We start from the raw sequence: 21,025 nt of genomic DNA, 5'->3' as shown, positions 1-21,025 counted from the left end.
AACTTGGCGCCGACGTGGGCGGCCGTGTGCGACCCGGGTGGCATTCTGAGAAGTATGAACCACCCACTCACAGTTGAGCAGATCCGGCGGGCGCCGAAGGTCCTGCTGCACGACCACCTCGACGGCGGACTGCGCCCGTCCACCATCGTCGAACTGGCGAGGGAGGTCGGCTACACCGGTCTGCCCACGTACGACCCCGCCGAACTGGGCGTGTGGTTCCGGGAGGCCTCCGACTCCGGCTCCCTGGAGCGCTACCTGGAGACCTTCGCGCACACGACCGCCGTCATGCAGACGCGTGACGCGCTCGTGCGGGTGGCCGCCGAGGCGGCCGAGGACCTGGCCGCCGACGGCGTGGTCTACGCCGAGCAGCGCTACGCCCCCGAGCAGCACCTGGCGGCCGGTCTGACCCTGGAGGAGGTCGTCGAGGCCGTCCAGGAGGGGCTGGAGCTGGGCGAGAAGCGCGCCGCCGACCAGGGGCGCAGCATCCGCACCGGGCAGTTGGTCACCGCGATGCGGCACGCGGCCCGCTCGTCGGAGATCGCGGAGCTGGCCGTGCGCTACCGGGACGCCGGGGTGTCGGGGTTCGACATCGCGGGAGCCGAGGCGGGCAACCCGCCCACCCGCCACCTGGACGCGTTCGAGTACCTGCGCCGCGAGAACTTCCACTTCACCATCCACGCGGGCGAGGCGTTCGGCCTGCCGTCCATCTGGGAGGCCCTCCAGTGGTGCGGGTGCGACCGGCTGGGCCACGGTGTGCGCATCATCGACGACATCACCACCAACGAGAACGGCGTTCCGCGCCTGGGCCGGCTCGCCCAGTACGTGCGGGACAAGCGCGTTCCGCTGGAGATGTGCCCCAGCTCGAACGTCCAGACCGGTGCCGCCGAGTCCATCGCCGACCACCCCATCCGGCTCCTGCACGACCTGCGGTTCCGCGTCACGGTCAACACCGACAACCGGCTCCAGAGCGGCGTCACCCTCTCGGAGGAGTTCGCCAAGCTCTCCGAGGCCTTCGGCTACGGCTGGGACGACCTGGAGTGGTTCACGGTCAACGCCATGAAGTCGGCCTTCCTGCCCTTCGACGAGCGCCTGGCCCTGATCAACGGCGTCATCAAGCCCGGCTTCGCGCAGTTGAAGTGGGCGACGGTCTGATGGACCGAGGGGAGTCCACCACCCACGCCTCGACCTCCTCACGGGTCCTGGCGCTGGTGTGGGTCGTCATCGCCGTCCTGCTGCTGGTCGACGTGCTCCTGCGCGGTGAGGGCCGTTCGGGGTGGGTCGCGACCGCCGTGCTGGTGGCGAGCATCGCCGGGGTGTACCTGGTGTGGCTGCGCCCGCGCGTGGTCTCCACCCCGCGCGGACTGCGCGTGGTCAACCCGGTCCGGGAGACCTTCGTGCCCTGGGCCGCGGTGGTGTGGGTGGACGTGACCGACGTGCTCCGCGTGCACACGCCGACCGGGATCGTGCGCTCGTGGCCGCTGCGCGAGACGAAGCGCGCCAGGGTCCGCGAGAACCTCCGTCGCGACTCGGGGCTGGCCGACGCGCCCGACGACGACGCCGACCCCTCCCGGCAGCGTCCGGTGGACGTGGTCGCGGGCCAGCTGCGAAGGGACGCCGAACGGTACAAGGCCCGCCCCCTGAGCGGTCCGATCCGGGACGTGGCCGAGGCGGGTCCCGCCGCGCTGGGCGCGGAGGCCGAGCCGCAGGCGATGGTGCCGGTCGAGGTGATCGTCATCGTCGCGCTGACGGTGCTGTTCGTCGTGGGGGCGCTCGTCCTGGCCTGAGCGGCGCCTCTCCACGAACACCCTGGTAGGACCCGGTTTCCGCACGTCGCGGGGCCGGGTCCTTGGTCGTGCACCCCGGGGTTGACGCGACCCTCGGCATCTGGTTAGGTAAGGCATGCCTAAGGGAGAGCGTCGGGCGGTCGGGCTTCGCGCGGATGGCCAGCCGCCCGTTTCCTCCCCCGAGGGCGCCGCGCGCGGTTCAACCGAACAGCGGGAAGTAGAGGTGTCCGCCTCGCGAGTCCAACGGGATCTGCGGGGATCCCGCGCGGGCGGGCACCGGGGAAGCACCACCTCCGGCCGCACCACGGTCGGTGCCGTCCACCCCAAGGCCTCGGGGTGTACGCTCGCCACGCCGGTACCGGCCTCGCCCGGTGCGGCCGGAGGAGCCCCAGCAGGATTGCCCCGCGGGTTCGCCCGCGGCAGGCGAACTTCCCGTGGCGCGAGTCAGGAGGCGCTCCGGTGCGTCGCGAGTCCAACGGGATCTGCGGGGATCCCGCGCGGCACCGGAGCCCGTCCTCTCCCGGCGGGCGACGGTCCCGCCCCCCACCCTCTGCCCCTCGGCGGACGCCTTCGGCGCGGTCCCCTCCGGTCGGAGGCGCCCTCCGGGCCCGTCGCGTGTCCGTCCCGCCGGAGGCCGCGTCCTCAGGCCCGGTCGATGACCCGGTGCAGCAGCTCGCCGAGCCGCCGGGACCGCTGCGTGACGACCTCCAGCGCCTGGTCGGACTCGAAGGGCTCCAGTACCGCGCCCATCGCGTCGTTGGTGACGACCGCCAGGCCCAGCACCTCCGCACCCATGTCCACGGCCGCGATGGTCTCCAGGGCGATCGACCGCCCGACCACGTCCGCCCCCGCCTGGCGGAGCAGTGCCAGTTCGGCGGGGGTCTGCAGCTGCGGACCCACGGTGGAGACGTACACCCCCTCCGCGAGCGACGGGTCCACGTCGTGGATGATCTCCCGCAGCCTCGCGCTGTAGGCCTCCGACAGGTCGACGAAACGCGCCCCGGCCAGCGGGGAGCGCGCGGTCAGGTTGATGTGGTCGCGCACCACGACCGGCAGGCCCGGTGCGAAGTCGGCCCGCAGCGACCCGGCCGAACCGGTCAGGACCGCGATCCCCGCCCCGGCGGCCAGCCCGGTGCGCACCGCGTGCGTGGCCCGCATCGGGTCGTGGGTCTCGTACTCGTGGACGCGCCCCATGAACACGACCACGCGCTTGTCGCCCACCCACATGCTCCGGACCTTGCTGGAGTGCCCCTTGGCGGTGGGGGAGACGAACCCGGGCAGCTCGGAGACGTCGAACTCGATGTCGGAGGCGCCCAGGGTGTCGACCGCGCCCGCCCACCCCGACCCGAGCACCACCAGTGCGTCGAAGCTGTCGGCGCCCGCGCGGGACAACAGCTCCCGCGCCGCCTCGGCCGCGAGGTCCTTGGCTGCGTCGGTCGTCTGGGTCGACTGCTCTGTTTCACTCACAAGCCGGATGCTACCGCTGTGTAGTCGGATTGTTCCGGAACGCAACGCAGTGTGTCCGCCGGGCGGAATGGGTGGGCGTCCACCCCGATGGGAGGCGGGGCCGGGGACGCACGGTGACACCGGGAACGCCCCGGGCCACCCTCCGGCGCGGCCGGTTCGCGGCCGTGAAGTGGTGTTCGTCCCATTCTCCGTCGCTGTGGGGCGGCGCACACGTCGTGAGACCGCCCACGGAGGGCGCGGGAGCCGGTTGACCGGGGGCGCCTGCGGTTTGCTCCGGCCGGGATGGACGACAATGGAGGCAAGCGAAAAACCTGGTGGTGCCCTGCCATGCCCGATTTTCGCCCCGGACCGGGAACGGGCGCGGCGGTCCAACCGAAGAGGGAGTGAAGCAGCGTGACGAAGGTCGTGATCATCGGTGGCGGACCCGGGGGCTATGAGGCGGCGCTGGTCGCGGCGCAGCTCGGCGCGGACGTGACCGTGGTGGAACGCGACGGCATCGGCGGCGCCTGCGTCCTCACCGACTGCGTACCCTCCAAGAGCCTCATCGCCACCTCCACGCGGACCACCTACGTACGCGAGGCGGACGCCCTCGGCATCAACGTCCACGACCTCCACGACGGCAAGGCCGAGGTCGAGGTCGACCCCGGGCGGATCAACCCCCGCATCAAGGCGCTGGCCCGAGCCCAGTCCGACGACACCCGCGCCCGCCTGGTCAAGGAGGGGGTGGAGGTCGTCATCGGCGAGGCCCGCCTGGTCGACCCGCACATCGTGGCCGTCGGCGACCAGCGGATCCGCGCCGACGTCATCCTCATCGCCACCGGAGCCCACCCCCGCGAGCTGCCCAGCGCCAAGCCCGACGGCGAACGCATCCTCACCTGGCGCCACCTGTACGACATGGCGGAGCTCCCCGAGAAGCTCATCGTGGTCGGGTCCGGTGTCACCGGCGCCGAGTTCGCCAGCGCCTACCAGTGCCTCGGCTCCAACGTCACCCTCGTCTCCTCGCGCGAGCACGTCATGCCCACCCAGGACGCCGACGCGGCCGAGGTCCTGGAGGACGTGTTCATGCGCCGCGGCATGACCGTCCTCAGCCAGACCCGCGCCGAGTCGGTGGTGCGCACGGGCGACGGCGTCCTGGTCACCCTGACCGACGGGCGGACGGTCGAGGGCAGCCACTGCCTGATGACGGTCGGCATGATCCCCAACACCGAGGGGCTGGGCCTGGAGGAGGCCGGCGTCCGCCTGGGCCGGGGCGGGTTCGTCGAGGTCGACCGCGTCTCCCGCACCACCGTGCCCGGCGTGTACGCGGCGGGCGACTGCACCGGCGTCAACATGCTGGCCTCCGTCGCCGCCATGCAGGGCCGGATCGCCATGTGGCACGCGCTCGGTGAGGCCGTCTCCCCGCTGAAACTGTCCACGGTCGCCTCCACCGTGTTCACCCACCCGGAGCTGGCCGCGGTCGGCGCCAGCGAGGACGACGTGCGCAGCGGCCGGATCGACGGCCGGTCGGTGACGCTGCCGCTCAACACCAACCCGCGCGCCAAGATGAACGAGGTCAGGGAGGGCTTCGTCAAGCTGATCTGCCGCCAGCACACGGGCATCGTCCTGGGCGGCGTCATCGTGGGACCGCGCGCCAGCGAGCTCATCCTCGCGGTGTCGGTCGCCGTCCAGCAGCGTCTGACCGTCGACGACCTGGCGCACACCTTCGCCGTGTACCCGTCGCTGTCGGGCAGTGTCACCGAGGCGGCGCGTTCGCTCATGCTGGCCTCCCCGGAGTAGGGGCGGTCCCCGACCGGGGACGGGAGGGGCCCGCCGGGCGTCAGGCCAAGGACGCCGACGGCGGACCCGCTCCGGCGGGGCGGATCAGTGCCCCCGGGCAACGGTTCGGCACGGACGGCGGGGACACGGGTGCGGGTACGCGGATCGCCCCCGTTTACGCCGATCTCACGGCCGAGCGGGTAGTGTCTGCGGTGTGATCTGTCCCAAGTGCCAGAGCCCCATGCGTACCTACGACCGACAGGGCGTCCACATCGACCGGTGTGACGTCTGCCAGGGCATCTTCCTGGACCGGGGTGAGCTGGAGAGCATCATCGCGGCCGAGCAGCGCCACTACGCGGCGCCGCCTCCGCCGGACCCGAGCGCCCCCCAGCCCGGTTACCACCAGACCCCGCCGCAGCCCTATCCCCAGGCCCCGCCCCGGGGTTACCGCAAGGGCGGTTACCCCGACTCCCCGCGCGGCTACGGCGGCTACCGGGACTCGCCGCGCGGCTACGGGGGGTACCGGGACTCGCCCAAGCCCTACCGCGGCCGCCGGAAGAGCTTCCTGGAAGAGCTCTTCGACTGAGCCGCACGTGCATCCGCTGATCTGTACGCGCTGCGGGGAGTGGAACGAGACCCCGGACACCAGCGCGGGCGAGTCCGTCCTGCGCTGTGCCTCGTGCGGGCTGACCCGGCCGTTCGCGCGCCTGCCGCTGTACTGCGTGTCGGGCCCGAGCGGCACCGGGAAGTCCACCATCGCCGGGCTGCTGCTCGAACGGCTCCGCGACCGCTTCGTCGTGCTCGAACAGGACCTGCTGTGGGTGGGCGGCCTGCGTGACCCCGCCGGGCACCACCGCCTGTTCCGCTCCACGTGGCTGCGCACCGCCGCCATGGTGCAGCAGAACGGGCGGCCCGTCGTGCTGTGCGGGACCGTGGTCCCGCCGGAGTTCGAGCCCCTCCCCGAGCGCGCCCTGTTCACCGACATCCACTACCTGGCGCTGACCTGCGACCCGGACGTCCTCGCCGAACGGCTGAGGGCACGTCCCGCCTGGCGCGAGTGGGACGAGGAGCGGATCGCCGAGACGCTCGACTACGCCGCGTGGGTCGCGGGGGAGGGGCCCCGCCTCGACCCGCCGCTGACCCTCGTCGACACCACCGCCACCGCACCCGGGCGGACCGCCGATGCCGTGGTCCGGTGGGTCGAGGAGCTGCACGCGCGCTCCGGCGCGGCGGCCTGACCCCGGGCGGCACCGCCGTCCCGGTGACGGCCACCGGACCGGAGAACGCCGACGGCCCCGGGCGCGCGCCCGGGGCCGTCGGCGTTCCTGTGCGGGTGTCCGGGGACCGCCCGCTAGAAGTCGAAGCCGCCGAAGTCGCCTCCGCCGAAGTCCCCGCCCCCGAAGTCCCCGCCGAAGTCGTCGCCTCCGCCGAAGTCCCCGGCGTCGCCCATGTCACCGGCGCCCATCATGCCGCCGCCCAGCATCGACCCCATCATGGAGCCCATCATCATGCCGGTGAACATGCCCATCATCATGTCCATACCGAAGTAGCCGCCGGCGTAGGGGGAGTAGGCCGGACCCGCGTCGTAGTACGGGCGGCGCTCACCGTTGACCTCGACCAGGCGCACGTCCGGCTGTCCGCCGGTCCGCACCGCCTGCGCGCAGGCGGGGCAGGCGGTGACCGAGCGGGGCGCACCGCCGGGCGGGGCCCAGGTGACGTCCTCGGAGGACGGTCCGTGCTGCGGGTTGAAGAAGCAGGGACCGCGCCGCTCGGGCACCGGGTCACCGTTCATCCGCGCCCGGGTGGCGCTCATGTAGTAGCGGCCGTCCTCCAGGGCGCCGGTGACCATGCGGACCTGGTCGGGTTCGGAGATGGTGTCGAGCAGGCTCTTGGCCTGGTCGTAGGAGTCCATCGCACGGGTGTAGTCGGCGCGGGTGGCCTCGTCGACGGCGGTGAGGTCGATCTCCAGCCGGGCGACGTCCTCACCGAGCCGGACGACGTCCTCGGTGGCCATCTGCCGGATCTCGGCGAGCTCCTTGGCCTTCTGCGCCGCACGCCGCTTGCGGCTGTTGTAGACGAACCAGCCGCCCGCCGCCGCGACGAGGACCAGTACGGCGAGCAGGACGACCGCGGAACCCGCGCCTGCGGCGGCGTCGGACTCGGCCTGCTCGACGGCGTCGGGGACGGCGGCCAGGGTGTCGATCTGGTTCCCCGCGCCCTCGTCGAGCGCGATCTGCCGGACCGCCTCGGTGTCCTCGATGTTCGGGGAGGTGACGCGGAAGGTGTCGGAGCCGGCCAGGATGCCGTAGGCGCCGTCGCCGACCTCGGCCATCACCGGTTCCATGACGGCGTTCAGGCCGGTGTCGGAGCCGGCGGCCCCGGTCGGCAGGATCACGTAGTAGACGGGCACGTCGGACCCGGCCGCGACCGCCTCCAGGGCGGACTCGTCGGCGCCGGGGATCTGGTCGATGCTGGGGTCGATGAAGACACCGTCGCCCTCCAGCTCGTCGACGATGTCCTGGGTGTCGGGCAGCTCGGGGGTGGTGTCGGCCGCGGCGGGCATCGCCGAGGCGGTCACGACCGCCGCCGCGAGCCCGGCGGTCAGGAGTGTGGGTGTTACCAAGCGGCGCAGCATGTCGTTCCTCTCGCCTCCGTCACTAGCAGGGACGAACGGGGTGTCCGCACAGTTCCCGCCACGGCCACGGTCTCACCGTGTCCTTGGCCCCACAACGCCGGGCGGCCCGCCGGAGGGGTCTCCGGCGGGCCGCGGTGCGCCGCGGGATCGGGCGGGTCAGCGCTCGGCGGTGGCGGCGGGCTCCCTGGCCTCGTCCTCCGCCTCCGGGGCCGCCTCGGCGCCCTCCGCGCCGACCGGCCGGTCGGCCTCGCCGTCCAGCGGGACGAAGCCGCTGGCGCCGCGCGGAGCGTGGTAGCGGGCCACGTCGAGGATGCCCTCGCGCTTGGCGACGATCGCCGGGACGAACGCCTGACCGGCCACGTTGGTGGCGGTGCGGCCCATGTCCAGGATCGGGTCGACCGCCAGCAGCAGGCCGACGCCCTCCAGGGGCAGGCCCACGGTGGACAGGGTCAGGGTGAGCATCACGGTCGCGCCGGTGGTTCCGGCGGTGGCGGCCGAGCCGATCACCGAGACGAACACGATCAGCAGGTAGTCGGTGACGCCCAGGCTGATCCCGAAGAACTGGGCGACGAAGATCGCCGAGATCGCCGGGTAGATCGCGGCGCAGCCGTCCATCTTGGTGGTGGCGCCGAACGGGACGGCGAACGCGGAGTAGTGGCGCGGCACGCCGAGGTTCTGCTCGGCGACCCGCTGGGTGACGGGCAGGGTGCCCATGGAGGAGCGGGAGACGAAACCGAGCTGGACGGCGGGCCAGACGCCGGTGAAGTACTTGACCGGGGACAGGCCGTTGAGGCGGGCGATCACCGGGTAGACGACGAACACCACCAGCGCCAGGCCGACGTAGATCGCCAGGGAGAACTTGCCGAGCGCGCCGATGGTGGTCCAGCCGTAGCTGTAGACCGCGTTGCCCAGCAGGCCGACGGTGCCGATCGGGGCGAGGCGGATGACCCACCACAGGGCCTTGAGGACGACGTCCAGGGCGGAGGAGGTGAAGTTGATGAACGGTTCGGCGGACTTGCCGACCTTCACCGCCGCGATGCCCAGGACCACGGCGATCACGATGAGCTGGAGCGCGTTGAACGACAGCGACGTGCTCAGCGAGCCGTCGTCGGCCGCGGAGGTGCTCGCCGTCAGACCGAGGAAGTTGGTCGGGACGATGCTCTCGATGAAGGCGATCCAGGAGCCCTGCGTGGAGGGCTCGGCGGCGGTCGAGGCGTCCACGCCGCTGTTGAGCCCCGGACGGAAGACCAGACCGAGGCCGATGCCGATCGCGACGGCGACCAGGGCGGTGACGGCGAACCAGAGCAGCGTCTTCCAGGCCAGCCGGGCGGCGTTGGCGACGTTGCGCAGGTTGGCGATCGAGGAGATGACCGCGAGGACGATCAGCGGCGGGACGATCGTGCGCAGCAGCGTCACGAAGATCGAGCCGACGGTCTGGAGGGTGGTGGCGAGCCAGTTCGGCTCACCGTCGCCGGTGGTACCGAGCTGGAGGGCGACGACGCCGAGGGCGAGGCCGAGGACCAGACCGCCCAGGACCTGGACGGAGAAGGGGATGCGTGCGAACGGATTTCGCGAACGTGCGGTGGCACTCTGCGAGGACACGGAGGTGACTCCAGAAGGGTGGCGATGACAGCCGAGGGTCCGACGGCACGGTCGGGACCGCCGGGTCGGCTTCGGGGCAGGGATGGGGGTATCACCGGGAAGGGGTGACACACGGGGCGGGTGTGCGGCGCGCGCCTCGACGGGCGCGCGTGAACCTAGCTACACGCGTGACAGCCGCGGCGGCACAGGTCGATGTGCCACCGTCGCGTCAGTCCCCAGATGTTCGTCACGATCAAGGACAATAACGTCAAACCCTTACTTATTCCATACGTGTCATGGGATGAATCCTGGGCGGGTTCGTCCGATGGGCCTGTGCCGTGGGGGGTCCCGCCGCACGGCGGGCGCGGTCGTGTGGTGAGGAGCACTCCGGATGCTGGGTCTGGGCGAGATGATTCGGGAAAAACCGTTACGGGATGACGGATATGGCTACCGTGGGTGACGAGAACGATCCGACGGCCGGAGGCGACGACATGTCCGTTCCAACCGCGGCTGAGCGGCCGGTCTCCGAGTTCGACACGGTGACCCTTCCGATGCCCCCGCAGGACGGTTTCACCGCTGATGACCTCGACCGAATCCCGGATCTTCCGCCGCATACCGAACTCATCGACGGAAGTCTGGTACTGGTGAGCCCCCAGAAACGCTTTCACATGCGCATGCTCAGGCGCTTGGAGCTCCAGATGATGATGCAGGCTCCGGAGGAGCTTGAGGTGGAGCGCGAGATGACAGCCGTACTCGGAGAACGTCAGCGTCCCGAACCTGATCTCATGCTGATCCGTGCGGAGGCCGCGCAGGACGAGGACGCAACATGGGTAGGGGCTGAGGACGTGCTGTTGGCGGTCGAGGTGGTGTCCCCTGAGCCGGGGGTGAGGGACCGAGAGCGCAAGCCCGAGCTGTACGCCGAGGCCGGAATCCCCCACTTCTGGCTGGTGGAGAAAGAGGACGGCGGCCCGGTCGTGTATGTCTACGAGCTCGATCCGGTGAACAAGCGGTACACGAACACCGGCGTTCACCGGGAGCGACTGAAGGTCGCTGCTCCCTGCCCGCTGGACATCGATCTCGCGAGGCTGTCGTTCGACAAGTAGGTACAGCGAACGCGAAGGGGGGAGGCACCGGCTCCGGTGCCTCCCCCCCTGACGCGTGGTCCGGCGGTCGCTACGCGTCCTTGATGTCGCAGACCACGGCGCCGTTGGCGACGGTCTCGCCCGCGGCCAGGCTCAGCCCGGTGATCACACCCGACCTGTGCGCGTTCAGCGGCTGCTCCATCTTCATCGCCTCGATGACCACCACCGGGTCGCCCTCGGCGACCTGTTGGCCCTCCTCGGCCACCAGCTTGACCACCGTGCCCTGCATCGGCGACACCAGCGCGTCCCCGCTCGCAGCCGCCGAACCGCCACCGCCGCGGCGCGCGGACCGCTTCCTCTTCGCGCCGCCCGCGCCCGGGCCCGCGACCGCCGCCGACCCCAGCCCGGCGGGCAGCACGACGTCGATCCGCTTGCCGCCGACCTCCACGGTCACCGTCTCGCGCTCGACGGGATCGGCCGTGCCGGGCTCACCGGCCCACGGCTCGATCGTGTTGACGAACTCGGTCTCGATCCACCGCGTGTACACCCCGAACGCCTCGTCCGGGTCGGCGGGGGCGAACGCCGGGTCGGACACGACCGCCTGGTGGAACGGGATCACCGTGGGCATCCCGCCCACCGTGAACTCGGCCAGCGCCCGCCGGGACCGCTGGAGCGCCTCGGTCCGGGTGCGGCCGGTCACGATGAGCTTGGCGACCATCGAGTCGAACGCCTGCGGCACGGTGAAGCCGGCCTCGCACCCGGTGTCCACCCGCACGCCGGGGCCGGTGGGCAGGTTCAGCTCGGTGATGGTGCCCGGGGCGGGCATGAAACCCCGCCCGGCGTCCTCGGCGTTGATCCGGAACTCGAAGGAGTGCCCGCGCACCTCGGGGTCGCCGTAGCCCAGTTCCTCGCCGTCGGCGACGCGGAACATCTCCCGCACCAGGTCGATACCGGTGACCTCCTCGGTGACCGGGTGCTCGACCTGGAGACGGGTGTTGACCTCCAGGAACGAGATGGTGCCGTCCACCCCGACCAGGAACTCGCAGGTCCCGGCGCCCACGTACCCGGCCTCCTTGAGGATGGCCTTGGAGGCGCTGTGGAGGCGGTCCATCTGGTCGGCGGACAGGAACGGGGCCGGGGCCTCCTCCACCAGCTTCTGGTGGCGGCGCTGGAGCGAGCAGTCACGGGTGGAGACCACCACGACGTTGCCGTGGGAGTCGGCCAGGCACTGGGTCTCCACGTGGCGCGGCTTGTCCAGGTAGCGCTCGACGAAGCACTCGCCGCGTCCGAACGCGGTGACCGCCTCGCGCACCGCGGACTCGTAGGCGTTCTCGACCTCGTCCAGGGCGTGGGCGACCTTGAGACCGCGCCCGCCGCCGCCGAACGCGGCCTTGATCGCGATGGGCAGTCCGTGCTCGTTGGCGAAGGCCACGACCTCGGCGGCCGAGTCGACCGGGTCGGGGGTGCCCGCCACCAGCGGGGCGCCGACCTTCTGCGCGATGTGGCGGGCCTGGACCTTGTCGCCCAGCGCGGTGATCGCCGCGGGGGGCGGGCCGATCCAGGTGAGCCCGGCGTCGATGACGGCCTGGGCGAAGTCGGCGTTCTCGGCCAGGAACCCGTAGCCGGGGTGGACGGCGTCGGCGCCGGACTCGGCGGCCACGGCCAGCAGCTTGGCGATGTCCAGGTAGGAGTCGGCGGGGGTGGCGCCGCCCAGGGAGTGGGCTTCGTCGGCGACCTTGACGTGCAGCGCGTCCAGGTCGGGTTCGGCGTAGACGGCGACGCTGGCCAGGCCGGCGTCCCGGCAGGCGCGGGCGATACGCACGGCGATCTCGCCGCGGTTGGCGATCAGAACTTTACGCACGGTGGGAAATCCTCCTGCTGTGGCACGGAGCGGGAGCGCGCCGTCCGCTCAACGGAAAGTCTATGGATCGGGGTGACGTGGTCACCTGGTGCTGAGCCGCCAGGCACCGGGTCCGGGCCGCGGCGGGACCTGGGTGCGCAGGTTCCGCGAGCGGTCTCTCCATCCGGAGACCGGTTCCGTCGCCTCGGCGGTGTCGGTGGCGCGTCGTGCCGCCGCGCGTGCGCTGAGCACGGCGGTGAGGGCCGCGAGCTCCTCCTCGGAGGGGGTGCCGCGGACCACGACCACGTGCGGCGGGAGTTTCGGTTCGCTCACAGCGGGATGTTCCCGTGCTTCTTGGGCGGAAGCTGCTTGCGCTTGTTCCGCAGGGCCTGCAGGGCCTTGGTCACCTGGTCCCGGGTCTCGGAGGGCAGGATCACCCCGTCCACGTAGCCGCGCTCGGCGGCCGAGTAGGGGTTGAGGAGCGTGTCCTCGTACTCCGTGACCAGCCGCGCGCGCTCGGTCTCGACGTCGTCGGCCTCGGCCAGCGTGCGGCGGTGCAGGATGTTCACGGCGCCCTGGGCGCCCATGACGGCGATCTGCGCGGTCGGCCACGCCAGGTTGACGTCGGCGCCCAGGTGCTTGGACCCCATGACGTCGTAGGCGCCGCCGAAGGCCTTGCGCGTGATCACGGTGATCAGCGGCACGGTGGCCTCGGCGTAGGCGTAGAGCAGCTTGGCGCCGCGCCGGATGATGCCGTCCCACTCCTGGTCGGTGCCGGGCAGGAATCCGGGCACGTCCACGAAGGTCAGGACCGGGACGTTGAAGGCGTCGCAGGTGCGGACGAACCGGGCGGCCTTCTCCGAGGCGTCGATGTCCAGGCAGCCCGCGAAGCTCATCGGCTGGTTGGCGACCACACCCACGGAGCGGCCGTCGACCCGGCCGAAGCCCACCACGATGTTGGTGGCGAACTGGGCGTGCACCTCCAGGAAGTCGCCGTCGTCGAGGACCGCCTCGACGACCTGCTTCATGTCGTAGGGCTGGTTGGCCGAGTCCGGGATGAAGGTGTCCAGGGCCAGGTCGGTCTCGGCGGGTTCGTCGCCCGGCTCCTCCTCGGGAGGCAGAACCGGTGCCTCCTCCAGGTTGTTGTCGGGCAGGTGCGACAGGAGCGTGCGCACGTACTCGATGGCGTCCTGCTCGTCGGCGCCCATGTAGTGCGCCACACCCGACTTGGTGTTGTGGGTGCGGGCGCCGCCCAGCTCCTCCATGGACACGTCCTCACCGGTGACGGTCTTGATGACGTCGGGTCCGGTGATGAACATCTGGGAGGTCTCGTCGACCATGACGACGAAGTCGGTGAGGGCGGGCGAGTAGACGTGCCCGCCCGCCGCCGCGCCCATGACGAGCGAGATCTGCGGGATGACGCCGGAGGCGTGGGTGTTGCGCTTGAAGATCTCCGCGTACAGGCCCAGCGAGACGACGCCCTCCTGGATGCGCGCGCCGCCGCCCTCGTTGATGCCCACGACGGGGCAGCCGTTGGTGAGGGCGTGGTCGAGCACCTTGGTGATCTTCTCGCCGTAGACCTCGCCGAGGGACCCGCCGAAGACGGTGACGTCCTGGCTGAAGACGGCGACGGGCCGGCCGTCGACCGTTCCGTGGCCGGTGACGACGCCGTCGCCGTAGGGCCGGTTGCGGTCCAACCCGAAGCTGGTCGAGCGGTGTCGGGCCAGGGCGTCGAACTCCACGAACGAGCCCGGGTCGAGGAGGGCGTCGATCCGCTCGCGAGCGGTCATCTTGCCCTTGGCGTGCTGTTTCTCAACGGCTCGCTGCGAACCGGCGTGGACGGCCTCGTAGCGCCGTCGCTGCAGGTCGGCGAGCTTGCCCGCGGTCGTGTGGATGTCGATCTCAGCCGCGGACAGCGGTTCTGGGGCTTCTGTGGCCATGACACCCCAGGCTAGTCGTTCGGACGTCCAAGGAACCTATCCGGGTTTGGGTTACTGGCCAGTAACCATCCACCCGCCCGCAGGGGCGCCACGCCCCCGTGCGGCGCCGAAATCCGGCCGGCGGGCGGAATTGGCGCGTGACCGAATGTGAATTCATCGCCGCAGCACACAATTGTTAACGCGCTGGCAAAACCGACGAAATCCACCCCCCGAACGCATCCGCGCAGGCACGTCCTCTGTAGTCTCGGCCCCATGACAGCGGTTAGCGCAGAACGCGACAGTGCCCGGCAGGAAGTTCCCGAGCAACTCCGGAATGACGTCAAACTGCTCGGCGAGATGCTCGGAACGGTCCTGGCCGAAAGCGGCGGCGAGGACCTTCTCGCCGACGTCGAGAAGCTCAGGCACGCCGTGATCGGCGCGCGGGACGGGGCGGTCTCCACCGACGAGATCACCGCGATCGTCGCCGCCTGGCCCCTGGAGCGCGCCAAGCAGGTCGCGCGTGCCTTCACCGTCTACTTCCACCTCGCCAACCTGGCCGAGGAGCACCAGCGCATGCGCGCCCTGCGCGAGCGCGACGACGCCGCCCACCCGCCCCACGAGTCCCTGGCCGCCGCCGTGCGCGCCGTCCGGGAGACCGACGGGGGAGAGGAGCGGCTGGCCGACCTCGTCGCGGGCATGGAGTTCCACCCCGTGCTCACCGCGCACCCGACCGAGGCCCGCAGGCGTGCGGTGTCCACGTCCATCCTGCGCGTCAGCGCCCAGTTGGACGCCTGGCACGCCGCCCACGAGGGCAGCAGCGCCGCAGCCGAGGCCCACCGGCGCCTGCTGGAGGAGATCGACCTGCTCTGGCGCACGTCCCAGCTGCGCTACACCAAGCTCGACCCGCTCGACGAGGTGCGCACCGCGCTCGCGGCGTTCGACGAGACGATCTTCGACGTCATCCCGCAGGTGTACCGGACCCTGGACACCGCGATCGACCCGGAGGGCACCGGGGTCCGGGCCCCGCGCGCGACGCCGTTCGTCCGCTACGGCAGCTGGATCGGCGGCGACCGCGACGGCAACCCGTTCGTCACCCACGAGGTGACGCGCGAGGCCGTCCGGATCCAGTCCGAGCACGTGCTGCGCGGCCTGGAGCGGTCCTGTGACCGCGTGGCGCGCACCCTGACCGCCTACTCCAACCTCACCCCGGCCAGCCCCGCACTCCTGGACGCGCTCTCCGCCGCCAGGGCGGGCCAGCCCACGCTGATGTCCGACATCACCGGGCGCTCGCCCAACGAGCCGCACCGCCAGATGCTGCTCATGGCCACCGCCCGGCTGCGCGCCACGCGCGAACGCGACGCCGACCTGGCCTACCCCACCGCGGACGACTTCCTCGCCGACCTGCGGACCGTCCAGGACTCCCTGGTCGAGGCCGGCGCCGTCCGCCAGGCCTACGGCGAGCTCCAGCACCTCGTCTGGCAGGCCGAGACCTTCGGCTTCCACCTGGCCGAACTGGAGATCCGCCAGCACAGCGAGGTGCACGCCGCCGCCCTGGCCGAGCTGCGGGCCGGGGAGCGCCCCTCCGAGCGCACCGAGGAGGTCCTGGCGACCCTGCGGGTGATCTCCTGGATCCAGGAGCGCTTCGGCGTGGAGGCCTGCCGCCGCTACATCGTCAGCTTCACGCGCTCGGCCGAGGACATCGCGGCCGTGTACGAGCTGGCCACCTACGCCCTGCCCGCCGACCGGGTGCCGGTCCTGGACGTCATCCCGCTGTTCGAGACCGGCGCCGACCTGGACGCCTCACCCGGCGTCCTCGACGGCATGCTGGAGCTGCCGCAGGTCCGGCGCCGACTCGACGAGACCGGTCGGCGGATCGAGGTCATGCTCGGCTACAGCGACTCGGCCAAGGACGTCGGACCGGTCAGCGCCACGCTGCGGCTGTACGACGCCCAGGCACGGCTCGCGGCGTGGGCGCGGGAGCACGACGTGCGGCTGACGCTCTTCCACGGCCGCGGCGGTTCCCTGGGTCGCGGCGGCGGTCCGGCCAGCCGGGCGCTGCTCGCGCAGGCACCGGGTTCGGTCGGCGGCCGGTTCAAGGTGACCGAGCAGGGCGAGGTCATCTTCGCCCGCTACGGACAGCCCGACATCGCCCGCCGCCACATCGAACAGGTCGGCCACGCCGTCCTCATGGCCTCCACCGACGCCGTCCAGGAGCGCGAGCGCTCCGCCGCCGAGCGGTTCCGCCCGTTCGCGGACACCATCGCCGCGGCGGCCCAGCAGACCTACCTGGACCTGATCAACACCGAGGACTTCGCGCTGTGGTTCTCCCGGGTCAGCCCGCTGGAGGAGCTGGGCGAGCTGCGACTGGGCTCGCGGCCCGCGCGCCGCGGCAAGGCCAAGGGCCTCGGTGACCTGCGCGCGATCCCGTGGGTGTTCGCCTGGACCCAGACCCGCGTCAACCTGCCCGGCTGGTACGGGCTCGGCACCGGTCTGGCCGCGGTCGAGGACGTCTCGGCGCTCCAGCGGGCCTACCGCGAGTGGCCGATGTTCGCCTCCCTGCTGGACAACGCGGAGATGAGCATGGCCAAGACCGACCGGACGATCGCCGAGCGCTACCTGGCGCTGGGCGGTCGGCCGGAGCTGAGCGAGCGGGTGCTGGCCGAGTACGACCGCACGCGTGAGCTGGTGCTGAGGGTGACCGGGCACAGCCGCCTGCTGGAGAACCGTGCGGTGCTCTCGCGGGCGGTGGACCTGCGCAACCCGTACGTGGACGCGCTGTCCCACCTCCAGCTGCGCGCGCTGGAGGCGCTGCGGGGCGAGGAGTCGGACTCCCTGTCCGAGCAGGACCAGCAGCACCTGGAGCGGCTGCTGCTGCTCTCGGTCAACGGTGTGGCCGCCGGGCTCCAGAACACCGGCTGACCGCCGGCGGACGCGACGCGCCCCCGCACCCTGGACCCGGGTGCGGGGGCGCGGTCGTTCGTGCCCGGGGGTCAGGCCGGGAACCCCGAGGTGTCCAGCATGACGCCGAACGGCTCGGGGAGGTGGATCTCCTTACCGGGGGGGGGGACCTTCGTCGCCGAGGTGTACCGGCCGCCCTCGGGCTCGGAGGAGAGGGTGACCTCGCCCCTGCCCGTCTGCGGGTCCCAACGGTCCACCGACGGGTACGGGGGAACCCGGGCGTGCGCGTGGCCCCACAGCTCGGCCTTGCGGTCCTCTTCCGCGCTACTCGTCTGTCGCGCCACCTCCGGTAGCTGAACGTGGCAACGCGTCATCACCGATGTGCTGGTTCCAGGGTGACCGGTGGTCCTCCACAGCGCGGGGTTTTCCACAGCGGTTCCGGCGCTGCTGTAATGGGCGCATGTCCCATGACACCGACGACGCCCCGCGCCCGCCGCTCGACCCGGCGGCACTCAACGCCTCCCTGGCCCGCACCGGAGGGATGTGGCACGGCGTCGACGTGCTCCCCGCCGTGGGATCCACCAACACCGAGCTGATCGCGCGCGCCAGGGCGGGGGCGCCGCACGGCAGCGTGCTGGCCACCGAGCACCAGACCGCCGGGCGCGGCCGTCTCGGCCGCGGTTTCACCACCCCCGACCGCGCCGCGCTCACCTTCTCCGTCCTCCTGCGCATCACCGTCCCCGCGGACACCCTCGGCTGGCTGTCGATGCTCATGGGGGTGGCCGCGGTCGACGCGGTCCGCCGGACCACCGGGGTCCGGGCCGCCCTGAAGTGGCCCAACGACGTCATCGTCCCCGCCGAGGTCCGCGCCGAGGCGGCGGGCGCCGACGGCAAGCTGGCGGGCATCCTCTCCGAGGCCGACTTCTCCGACCCCGACTCCCCGGCCGTGGTCGTCGGCATGGGCGTGAACGTCTCCCAAACCCGCGCCGAACTTCCCGTGGACACCGCCGTCTCCCTGCGCGGTGAGGGCGCCGCGGACCTGGACCGCTCCGCGCTGCTCGCCGCCGTCCTGGGCGGGTTCGAGGAGCTGTACACCGTGTGGTCGGCCGCCGACGGTGACGCCGAGGCCAGTGGGCTGGCCGACGCCTACCGGGGCATGTGCGTCACCGTGGGGCGCAGGGTGCGCGTCCACCTGCCCGGCGAGGAACTGCTGGAGGGCACGGCGACCGGCGTCGACGCCCACGCCAGGCTCGTGGTGGAGGCGCCGGGGGGCCCGCGGCGGCTCAGCGCGGGCGACGTCGTCCACGTCCGGCCCGGATCCTGACCACGTGGTCCCACCTGCCGGGAACGCGACGGGGGCGCGGAACGTTGTCGGTGCAGTCCGCCTCCCGACGGCCGGGACCGGGCCCCGCCTGGCCCTGGCCGGCCGGGACTCCGGGCGTAAGCTGGAGAGGAACCGCCGGAACGAACCGAGCGCCGCACCGTCGGCCCAGTGGCGAAGTGCTGGTTCCCCGTACACGCGGGGATGGTCTGAGAGAGAACGTATGCCGTCGCGTCCCGACCCGAAAGCGATCGAGTCCGCCCTGCTCGGCGGTGAACCGGTCTACACCAGGGAACAGGCGGTCGAGCTCTCCGGAGCCGACCCCGAACTCGCGGGCCGCGTCTGGCGCGCCCTCGGCTTCCCCACCCAGGGCGAGGACTCCGTCGTCTTCGCCGAGAGCGACGTCGAGGCCCTGCGCATCGCCAACTCCCTCCTGGCCGAGGGCGTCCTGGACGAGGAGGGCGTCGTCCGCTTCGCCCGCGCGATGGGCCAGACCATGGCCCGCCTCGCCGACTGGCAGACGAGCATCCTCAGCACGCTCATCTTCAAGGACGGCGACGACTCCGCCGCCAGCCCGCTGATGAACCAGGTCAAGGAGCTCCTACCCGACGTGGAGCGGCTCCTGCTGCACATCTGGCGGCGCCAGCTGGCCGCGTCCACCGCGCGCACCCTGGCGGTGATGTCCAGCAACAACGACATCGTCCCCAACTACTACCCGCTCATCGTCGGCTTCGCGGACCTGGTCTCCTTCACCACCCTCAGCCGCGAACTGGACGAGGTCGAACTGGCCGAGGTGGTCGAGGGCTTCGAGGCCACCGCCGCCGACATCGTCGCCTCCGGCGGCGGGCGCGTGGTCAAGACCCTCGGCGACGAGGTGCTCTACGTCGCCGACTCCCCGCGCGAGGCCGCCGACATCGCCCTGCGCCTGGCCTCCGGCGTCAAGACCCACGTGGAGGTCCCCGACGTCCGGGTCGGCGTGGCCTACGGCCCCGTCCTCACCCTGCACGGCGACGTGTTCGGCACGACGGTCAACCGGTCCAGCCGCCTGACCTCCTTCGCCCGCCCCGGCACCGTCCTCATCGACGACAACCTCGCCGAGAGCCTCACGGGGGAGGAGGGGCTCCAGGTGGTGAAGGTGAGAGCCCGCCACGCGCACGGCCTCGGCCTCATCCAGCCCTACACCCTGCGCCGCGACTTCGAGCCCGGCGGCCACTGACGGCCCGGACCCGCGAACGCCGGCTGTGCGACCGGACCGGAGGGATAGGCTGCCAGAGGCAGAGCCGGACCGCGACGCAGACAGGATGTGAGCCTTGTCGAGTGCCCCTCCCCCCGTGGAGAGACTGCGCACCTCCGGCATCTTCAGCCTGGAGGGCGGCGAGTTCGACGTCGAGAACAACGTGTGGATCGTCGGCGACGCCGACACCGCCGTCGTGATCGACGCCGCCCACGACCACGAGCGCATCGCCCGGGGGCTGGGCGACCGCGAACTCATGGCCATCGTGTGCACCCACGGGCACAGCGACCACGTGAACGCGGCGGTCGCCCTGGCCGACCTCACCGACACCCCGATCCTGCTGCACCCCGACGACGCCGAGCTGTGGCACCAGGTGTACCCGAACCGCGAGCCGGACGCCCCGCTCCTGCACGGGGAGACCCTCGTCGCCGGGGGAGTGGAGCTGCGCGTCCTGCACACCCCGGGGCACACGCCCGGCGGGGTCTGCCTGTACGCGCCGGAGATCGGCACGCTGTTCAGCGGGGACACGCTGTTCCCCGGCGGCCCCGGTGCCACGGGGCAGCCGTTCTCGGACTTCCCCACGATCATCGCGTCCATCCGCGACCATCTGGTCGACCTTCCGCCGGAGACCGTCGTGCACCCCGGGCACGGTGAGTCGACCACCGTCGCCGAGGCCGCCGAGCACCTGGACGAGTGGGCCAGACGGGGTTTCTGAGGCCGCCGGAACCCGTGGCGGACGTGCCGGGTGCGGGGATGCTTCCGGAGCGCGGGGAGGCCGGTGGCGTCGCCGCACGCCGACGCCGTGGTGGATCGCCCTCGCCGGGATCGCCATGAGCGCTCTGGCCCTCACCGGTGCCGTGGTCCGGGCCCTGCCGGAACGCTGGTTCGGGCGTATGGCCCTGCCGCTGGTGGCCCTGGCCGCCGGGGCTCCGCCGGGCGGCGCCTTCATGGTCGACGTGCGCTGGTCCGGTGCGTATGCCCGGCGGAAACCCCCTCAGCCGTCCTCGGCGACCTGTCCCTGGTAACGGAGGCCCCCGAAGCCTCCCGGCGCATAACGGGCACGGCCACCGTCGTGGGTGTCCAGAACCACGCCCTCGTGTCCGCGCCGAACCTCGCTCCGAGGTATGCGGGCCCCGTCCCATGGCCCGCCGAACAGTTCGAGCCGACCACGGCGGTCGGCGAGGAGGCAGACCACTACGACGGCCACGAACAGGGCCCCGCCCGCGATGGCGAAACCCGCTTCGCGGGCCCAGGCCCACATCATCATCGATCCGGCCACGGTCAGGAGGAGCGGGCAGACCACCAGGGCACGGGTGCGCCCCCGGTGCGCCCCCGGGTTCCGGCGAGGTTCCTGGCACATGTCACGATCCCCTCCGTGGTGCCGTACGGGGCGAACCGGTTCCCGGAGCCCTCACCCGTCCACCGGCTCGGTCGTACCCGTCCCCGCCGCATGGGGGTGGTTCAGGTCGAACGCCGGACGCTCGGACCGGATCCGCGGCAGCGACGTGA

19 protein-coding genes are annotated in these 21,025 nt (G+C 71.9%); 11 read left to right on the top strand and 8 right to left on the bottom strand.

The window, feature by feature from the left end; translation table 11 throughout:
* The first annotated feature begins 54 nt into the window (after positions 1-54).
* Both ACTVAJ_RS01080 and ACTVAJ_RS01075 read left to right on the top strand, forming a co-directional pair.
* The gene (locus ACTVAJ_RS01080; RefSeq protein WP_470386096.1) at positions 55-1,152 is read left to right on the top strand and encodes an adenosine deaminase; all 1,098 of its coding nucleotides are present in this window, start codon (positions 55-57) and stop codon (positions 1,150-1,152) included.
* Positions 1,152-1,784 (top strand): PH domain-containing protein, encoded by a 633-nt coding sequence (locus tag ACTVAJ_RS01075; protein ID WP_470386095.1) that lies wholly within the window; start codon positions 1,152-1,154, stop codon positions 1,782-1,784. Before ACTVAJ_RS01080 ends, ACTVAJ_RS01075 begins: the two co-directional genes overlap by 1 nt.
* Positions 1,785-2,426: 642 nt before the next feature.
* On the opposite strand, the gene ACTVAJ_RS01070 is transcribed toward ACTVAJ_RS01075, so the two are convergent.
* Positions 2,427-3,251: a purine-nucleoside phosphorylase gene (locus ACTVAJ_RS01070; RefSeq protein ID WP_470386094.1), complete on the bottom strand. Its 825-nt coding sequence runs from the start codon at positions 3,249-3,251 to the stop codon at positions 2,427-2,429.
* 393 nt (positions 3,252-3,644) lie between these two features.
* Here ACTVAJ_RS01070 and ACTVAJ_RS01065 point away from each other — a divergent pair, with 393 nt between their 5' ends.
* From ACTVAJ_RS01065 to ACTVAJ_RS01055, 3 genes are all read left to right on the top strand, one after another.
* Positions 3,645-5,027 carry an NAD(P)H-quinone dehydrogenase gene (locus ACTVAJ_RS01065; protein WP_470386093.1) on the top strand — a complete coding sequence of 461 codons (1,383 nt, stop codon included), beginning with the start codon at positions 3,645-3,647 and terminating at the stop codon, positions 5,025-5,027.
* 193 nt (positions 5,028-5,220) lie between these two features.
* Positions 5,221-5,592 carry a TFIIB-type zinc ribbon-containing protein gene (locus ACTVAJ_RS01060; RefSeq protein ID WP_470386092.1) on the top strand — a complete coding sequence of 124 codons (372 nt, stop codon included), beginning with the start codon at positions 5,221-5,223 and terminating at the stop codon, positions 5,590-5,592.
* Between the two features lie 7 nt (positions 5,593-5,599).
* Entirely contained in the window at positions 5,600-6,244 is a 645-nt protein-coding gene (locus ACTVAJ_RS01055; protein ID WP_470386091.1) for an AAA family ATPase, read from the top strand.
* A gap of 113 nt (positions 6,245-6,357) precedes the next feature.
* Here the strand turns inward: ACTVAJ_RS01055 and ACTVAJ_RS01050 are convergent, their stop codons facing one another.
* On the bottom strand, positions 6,358-7,641 hold the full coding sequence (locus ACTVAJ_RS01050) for a chemotaxis protein CheA (protein ID WP_470386090.1): 1,284 nt from the start codon (positions 7,639-7,641) through the stop codon (positions 6,358-6,360).
* A 156-nt stretch (positions 7,642-7,797) separates the two neighbouring features.
* Positions 7,798-9,243, bottom strand: a complete 1,446-nt coding sequence (locus ACTVAJ_RS01045) for a dicarboxylate/amino acid:cation symporter (RefSeq protein ID WP_470386089.1) — start codon at positions 9,241-9,243, stop codon at positions 7,798-7,800.
* 422 nt (positions 9,244-9,665) lie between these two features.
* Here ACTVAJ_RS01045 and ACTVAJ_RS01040 point away from each other — a divergent pair, with 422 nt between their 5' ends.
* Positions 9,666-10,325, top strand: a complete 660-nt coding sequence (locus ACTVAJ_RS01040) for a Uma2 family endonuclease (RefSeq protein WP_470386238.1) — start codon at positions 9,666-9,668, stop codon at positions 10,323-10,325.
* A gap of 70 nt (positions 10,326-10,395) precedes the next feature.
* Here the strand turns inward: ACTVAJ_RS01040 and ACTVAJ_RS01035 are convergent, their stop codons facing one another.
* The 3 genes from ACTVAJ_RS01035 to ACTVAJ_RS01025 form a co-directional block, all read right to left on the bottom strand.
* Positions 10,396-12,165 carry an acetyl/propionyl/methylcrotonyl-CoA carboxylase subunit alpha gene (locus ACTVAJ_RS01035; RefSeq protein WP_470386088.1) on the bottom strand — a complete coding sequence of 590 codons (1,770 nt, stop codon included), beginning with the start codon at positions 12,163-12,165 and terminating at the stop codon, positions 10,396-10,398.
* Between the two features lie 81 nt (positions 12,166-12,246).
* Entirely contained in the window at positions 12,247-12,477 is a 231-nt protein-coding gene (locus tag ACTVAJ_RS01030) for an acyl-CoA carboxylase subunit epsilon (RefSeq protein WP_470386087.1), read from the bottom strand.
* A complete protein-coding gene (locus tag ACTVAJ_RS01025; RefSeq protein WP_470386086.1) occupies positions 12,474-14,084 on the bottom strand; it encodes an acyl-CoA carboxylase subunit beta in 1,611 nt (536 codons plus the stop codon). The genes ACTVAJ_RS01030 and ACTVAJ_RS01025 overlap by 4 nt, the downstream gene beginning before the upstream one ends.
* A 252-nt stretch (positions 14,085-14,336) precedes the next feature.
* Here ACTVAJ_RS01025 and ACTVAJ_RS01020 point away from each other — a divergent pair, with 252 nt between their 5' ends.
* Positions 14,337-16,982, top strand: coding sequence for a phosphoenolpyruvate carboxylase (locus ACTVAJ_RS01020; protein ID WP_470386085.1), 2,646 nt, complete (start codon positions 14,337-14,339; stop codon positions 16,980-16,982).
* A gap of 71 nt (positions 16,983-17,053) precedes the next feature.
* Here ACTVAJ_RS01020 and ACTVAJ_RS01015 read toward each other — a convergent pair whose 3' ends face one another.
* Complete coding sequence (locus ACTVAJ_RS01015) at positions 17,054-17,305, bottom strand: hypothetical protein (protein ID WP_470386084.1); 252 nt, start codon at positions 17,303-17,305, stop codon at positions 17,054-17,056.
* 116 nt (positions 17,306-17,421) lie between these two features.
* Between ACTVAJ_RS01015 and ACTVAJ_RS01010 the strand changes: the two genes are divergently transcribed.
* The 4 genes from ACTVAJ_RS01010 (at position 17,422) to ACTVAJ_RS00995 (ending at position 20,541) form a co-directional block, all read left to right on the top strand.
* Entirely contained in the window at positions 17,422-18,285 is an 864-nt protein-coding gene (locus ACTVAJ_RS01010; protein ID WP_470386083.1) for a biotin--[acetyl-CoA-carboxylase] ligase, read from the top strand.
* Between the two features lie 220 nt (positions 18,286-18,505).
* Positions 18,506-19,498, top strand: coding sequence for an adenylate/guanylate cyclase domain-containing protein (locus tag ACTVAJ_RS01005; protein ID WP_470386082.1), 993 nt, complete (start codon positions 18,506-18,508; stop codon positions 19,496-19,498).
* A 115-nt stretch (positions 19,499-19,613) separates the two neighbouring features.
* On the top strand, positions 19,614-20,231 hold the full coding sequence (locus ACTVAJ_RS01000) for an MBL fold metallo-hydrolase (RefSeq protein ID WP_470386081.1): 618 nt from the start codon (positions 19,614-19,616) through the stop codon (positions 20,229-20,231).
* A gap of 115 nt (positions 20,232-20,346) precedes the next feature.
* On the top strand, positions 20,347-20,541 hold the full coding sequence (locus ACTVAJ_RS00995) for a hypothetical protein (RefSeq protein WP_470386080.1): 195 nt from the start codon (positions 20,347-20,349) through the stop codon (positions 20,539-20,541).
* Here the strand turns inward: ACTVAJ_RS00995 and ACTVAJ_RS00990 are convergent.
* On the bottom strand, positions 20,511-20,876 hold the full coding sequence (locus ACTVAJ_RS00990; protein WP_470386079.1) for a hypothetical protein: 366 nt from the start codon (positions 20,874-20,876) through the stop codon (positions 20,511-20,513). The genes ACTVAJ_RS00995 and ACTVAJ_RS00990 overlap by 31 nt on opposite strands.
* Positions 20,877-21,025 lie beyond the last annotated feature (149 nt).

This window comes from Nocardiopsis sp. KDC1DS13DA1 (assembly GCF_055632325.1).
The sequence above is the reverse complement of the archived record's forward strand: the minus strand, read 5'-3'. Positions and strand labels throughout refer to the sequence as shown.

Coding starts and splice junctions, on each gene's coding strand:
- ACTVAJ_RS01010 (WP_470386083.1), top strand. CDS start 17,422: ATGTCCCATGACACCGACGACGCCCCGCGCCCGCCGCTCGACCCGGCG.
- ACTVAJ_RS01040 (WP_470386238.1), top strand. CDS start 9,666: ATGGCTACCGTGGGTGACGAGAACGATCCGACGGCCGGAGGCGACGAC.
- ACTVAJ_RS01020 (WP_470386085.1), top strand. CDS start 14,337: ATGACAGCGGTTAGCGCAGAACGCGACAGTGCCCGGCAGGAAGTTCCC.
- ACTVAJ_RS00990 (WP_470386079.1), bottom strand. CDS start 20,876: ATGTGCCAGGAACCTCGCCGGAACCCGGGGGCGCACCGGGGGCGCACC.
- ACTVAJ_RS01080 (WP_470386096.1), top strand. CDS start 55: ATGAACCACCCACTCACAGTTGAGCAGATCCGGCGGGCGCCGAAGGTC.
- ACTVAJ_RS01005 (WP_470386082.1), top strand. CDS start 18,506: ATGCCGTCGCGTCCCGACCCGAAAGCGATCGAGTCCGCCCTGCTCGGC.
- ACTVAJ_RS01075 (WP_470386095.1), top strand. CDS start 1,152: ATGGACCGAGGGGAGTCCACCACCCACGCCTCGACCTCCTCACGGGTC.
- ACTVAJ_RS00995 (WP_470386080.1), top strand. CDS start 20,347: ATGAGCGCTCTGGCCCTCACCGGTGCCGTGGTCCGGGCCCTGCCGGAA.
- ACTVAJ_RS01050 (WP_470386090.1), bottom strand. CDS start 7,641: ATGCTGCGCCGCTTGGTAACACCCACACTCCTGACCGCCGGGCTCGCG.
- ACTVAJ_RS01025 (WP_470386086.1), bottom strand. CDS start 14,084: ATGGCCACAGAAGCCCCAGAACCGCTGTCCGCGGCTGAGATCGACATC.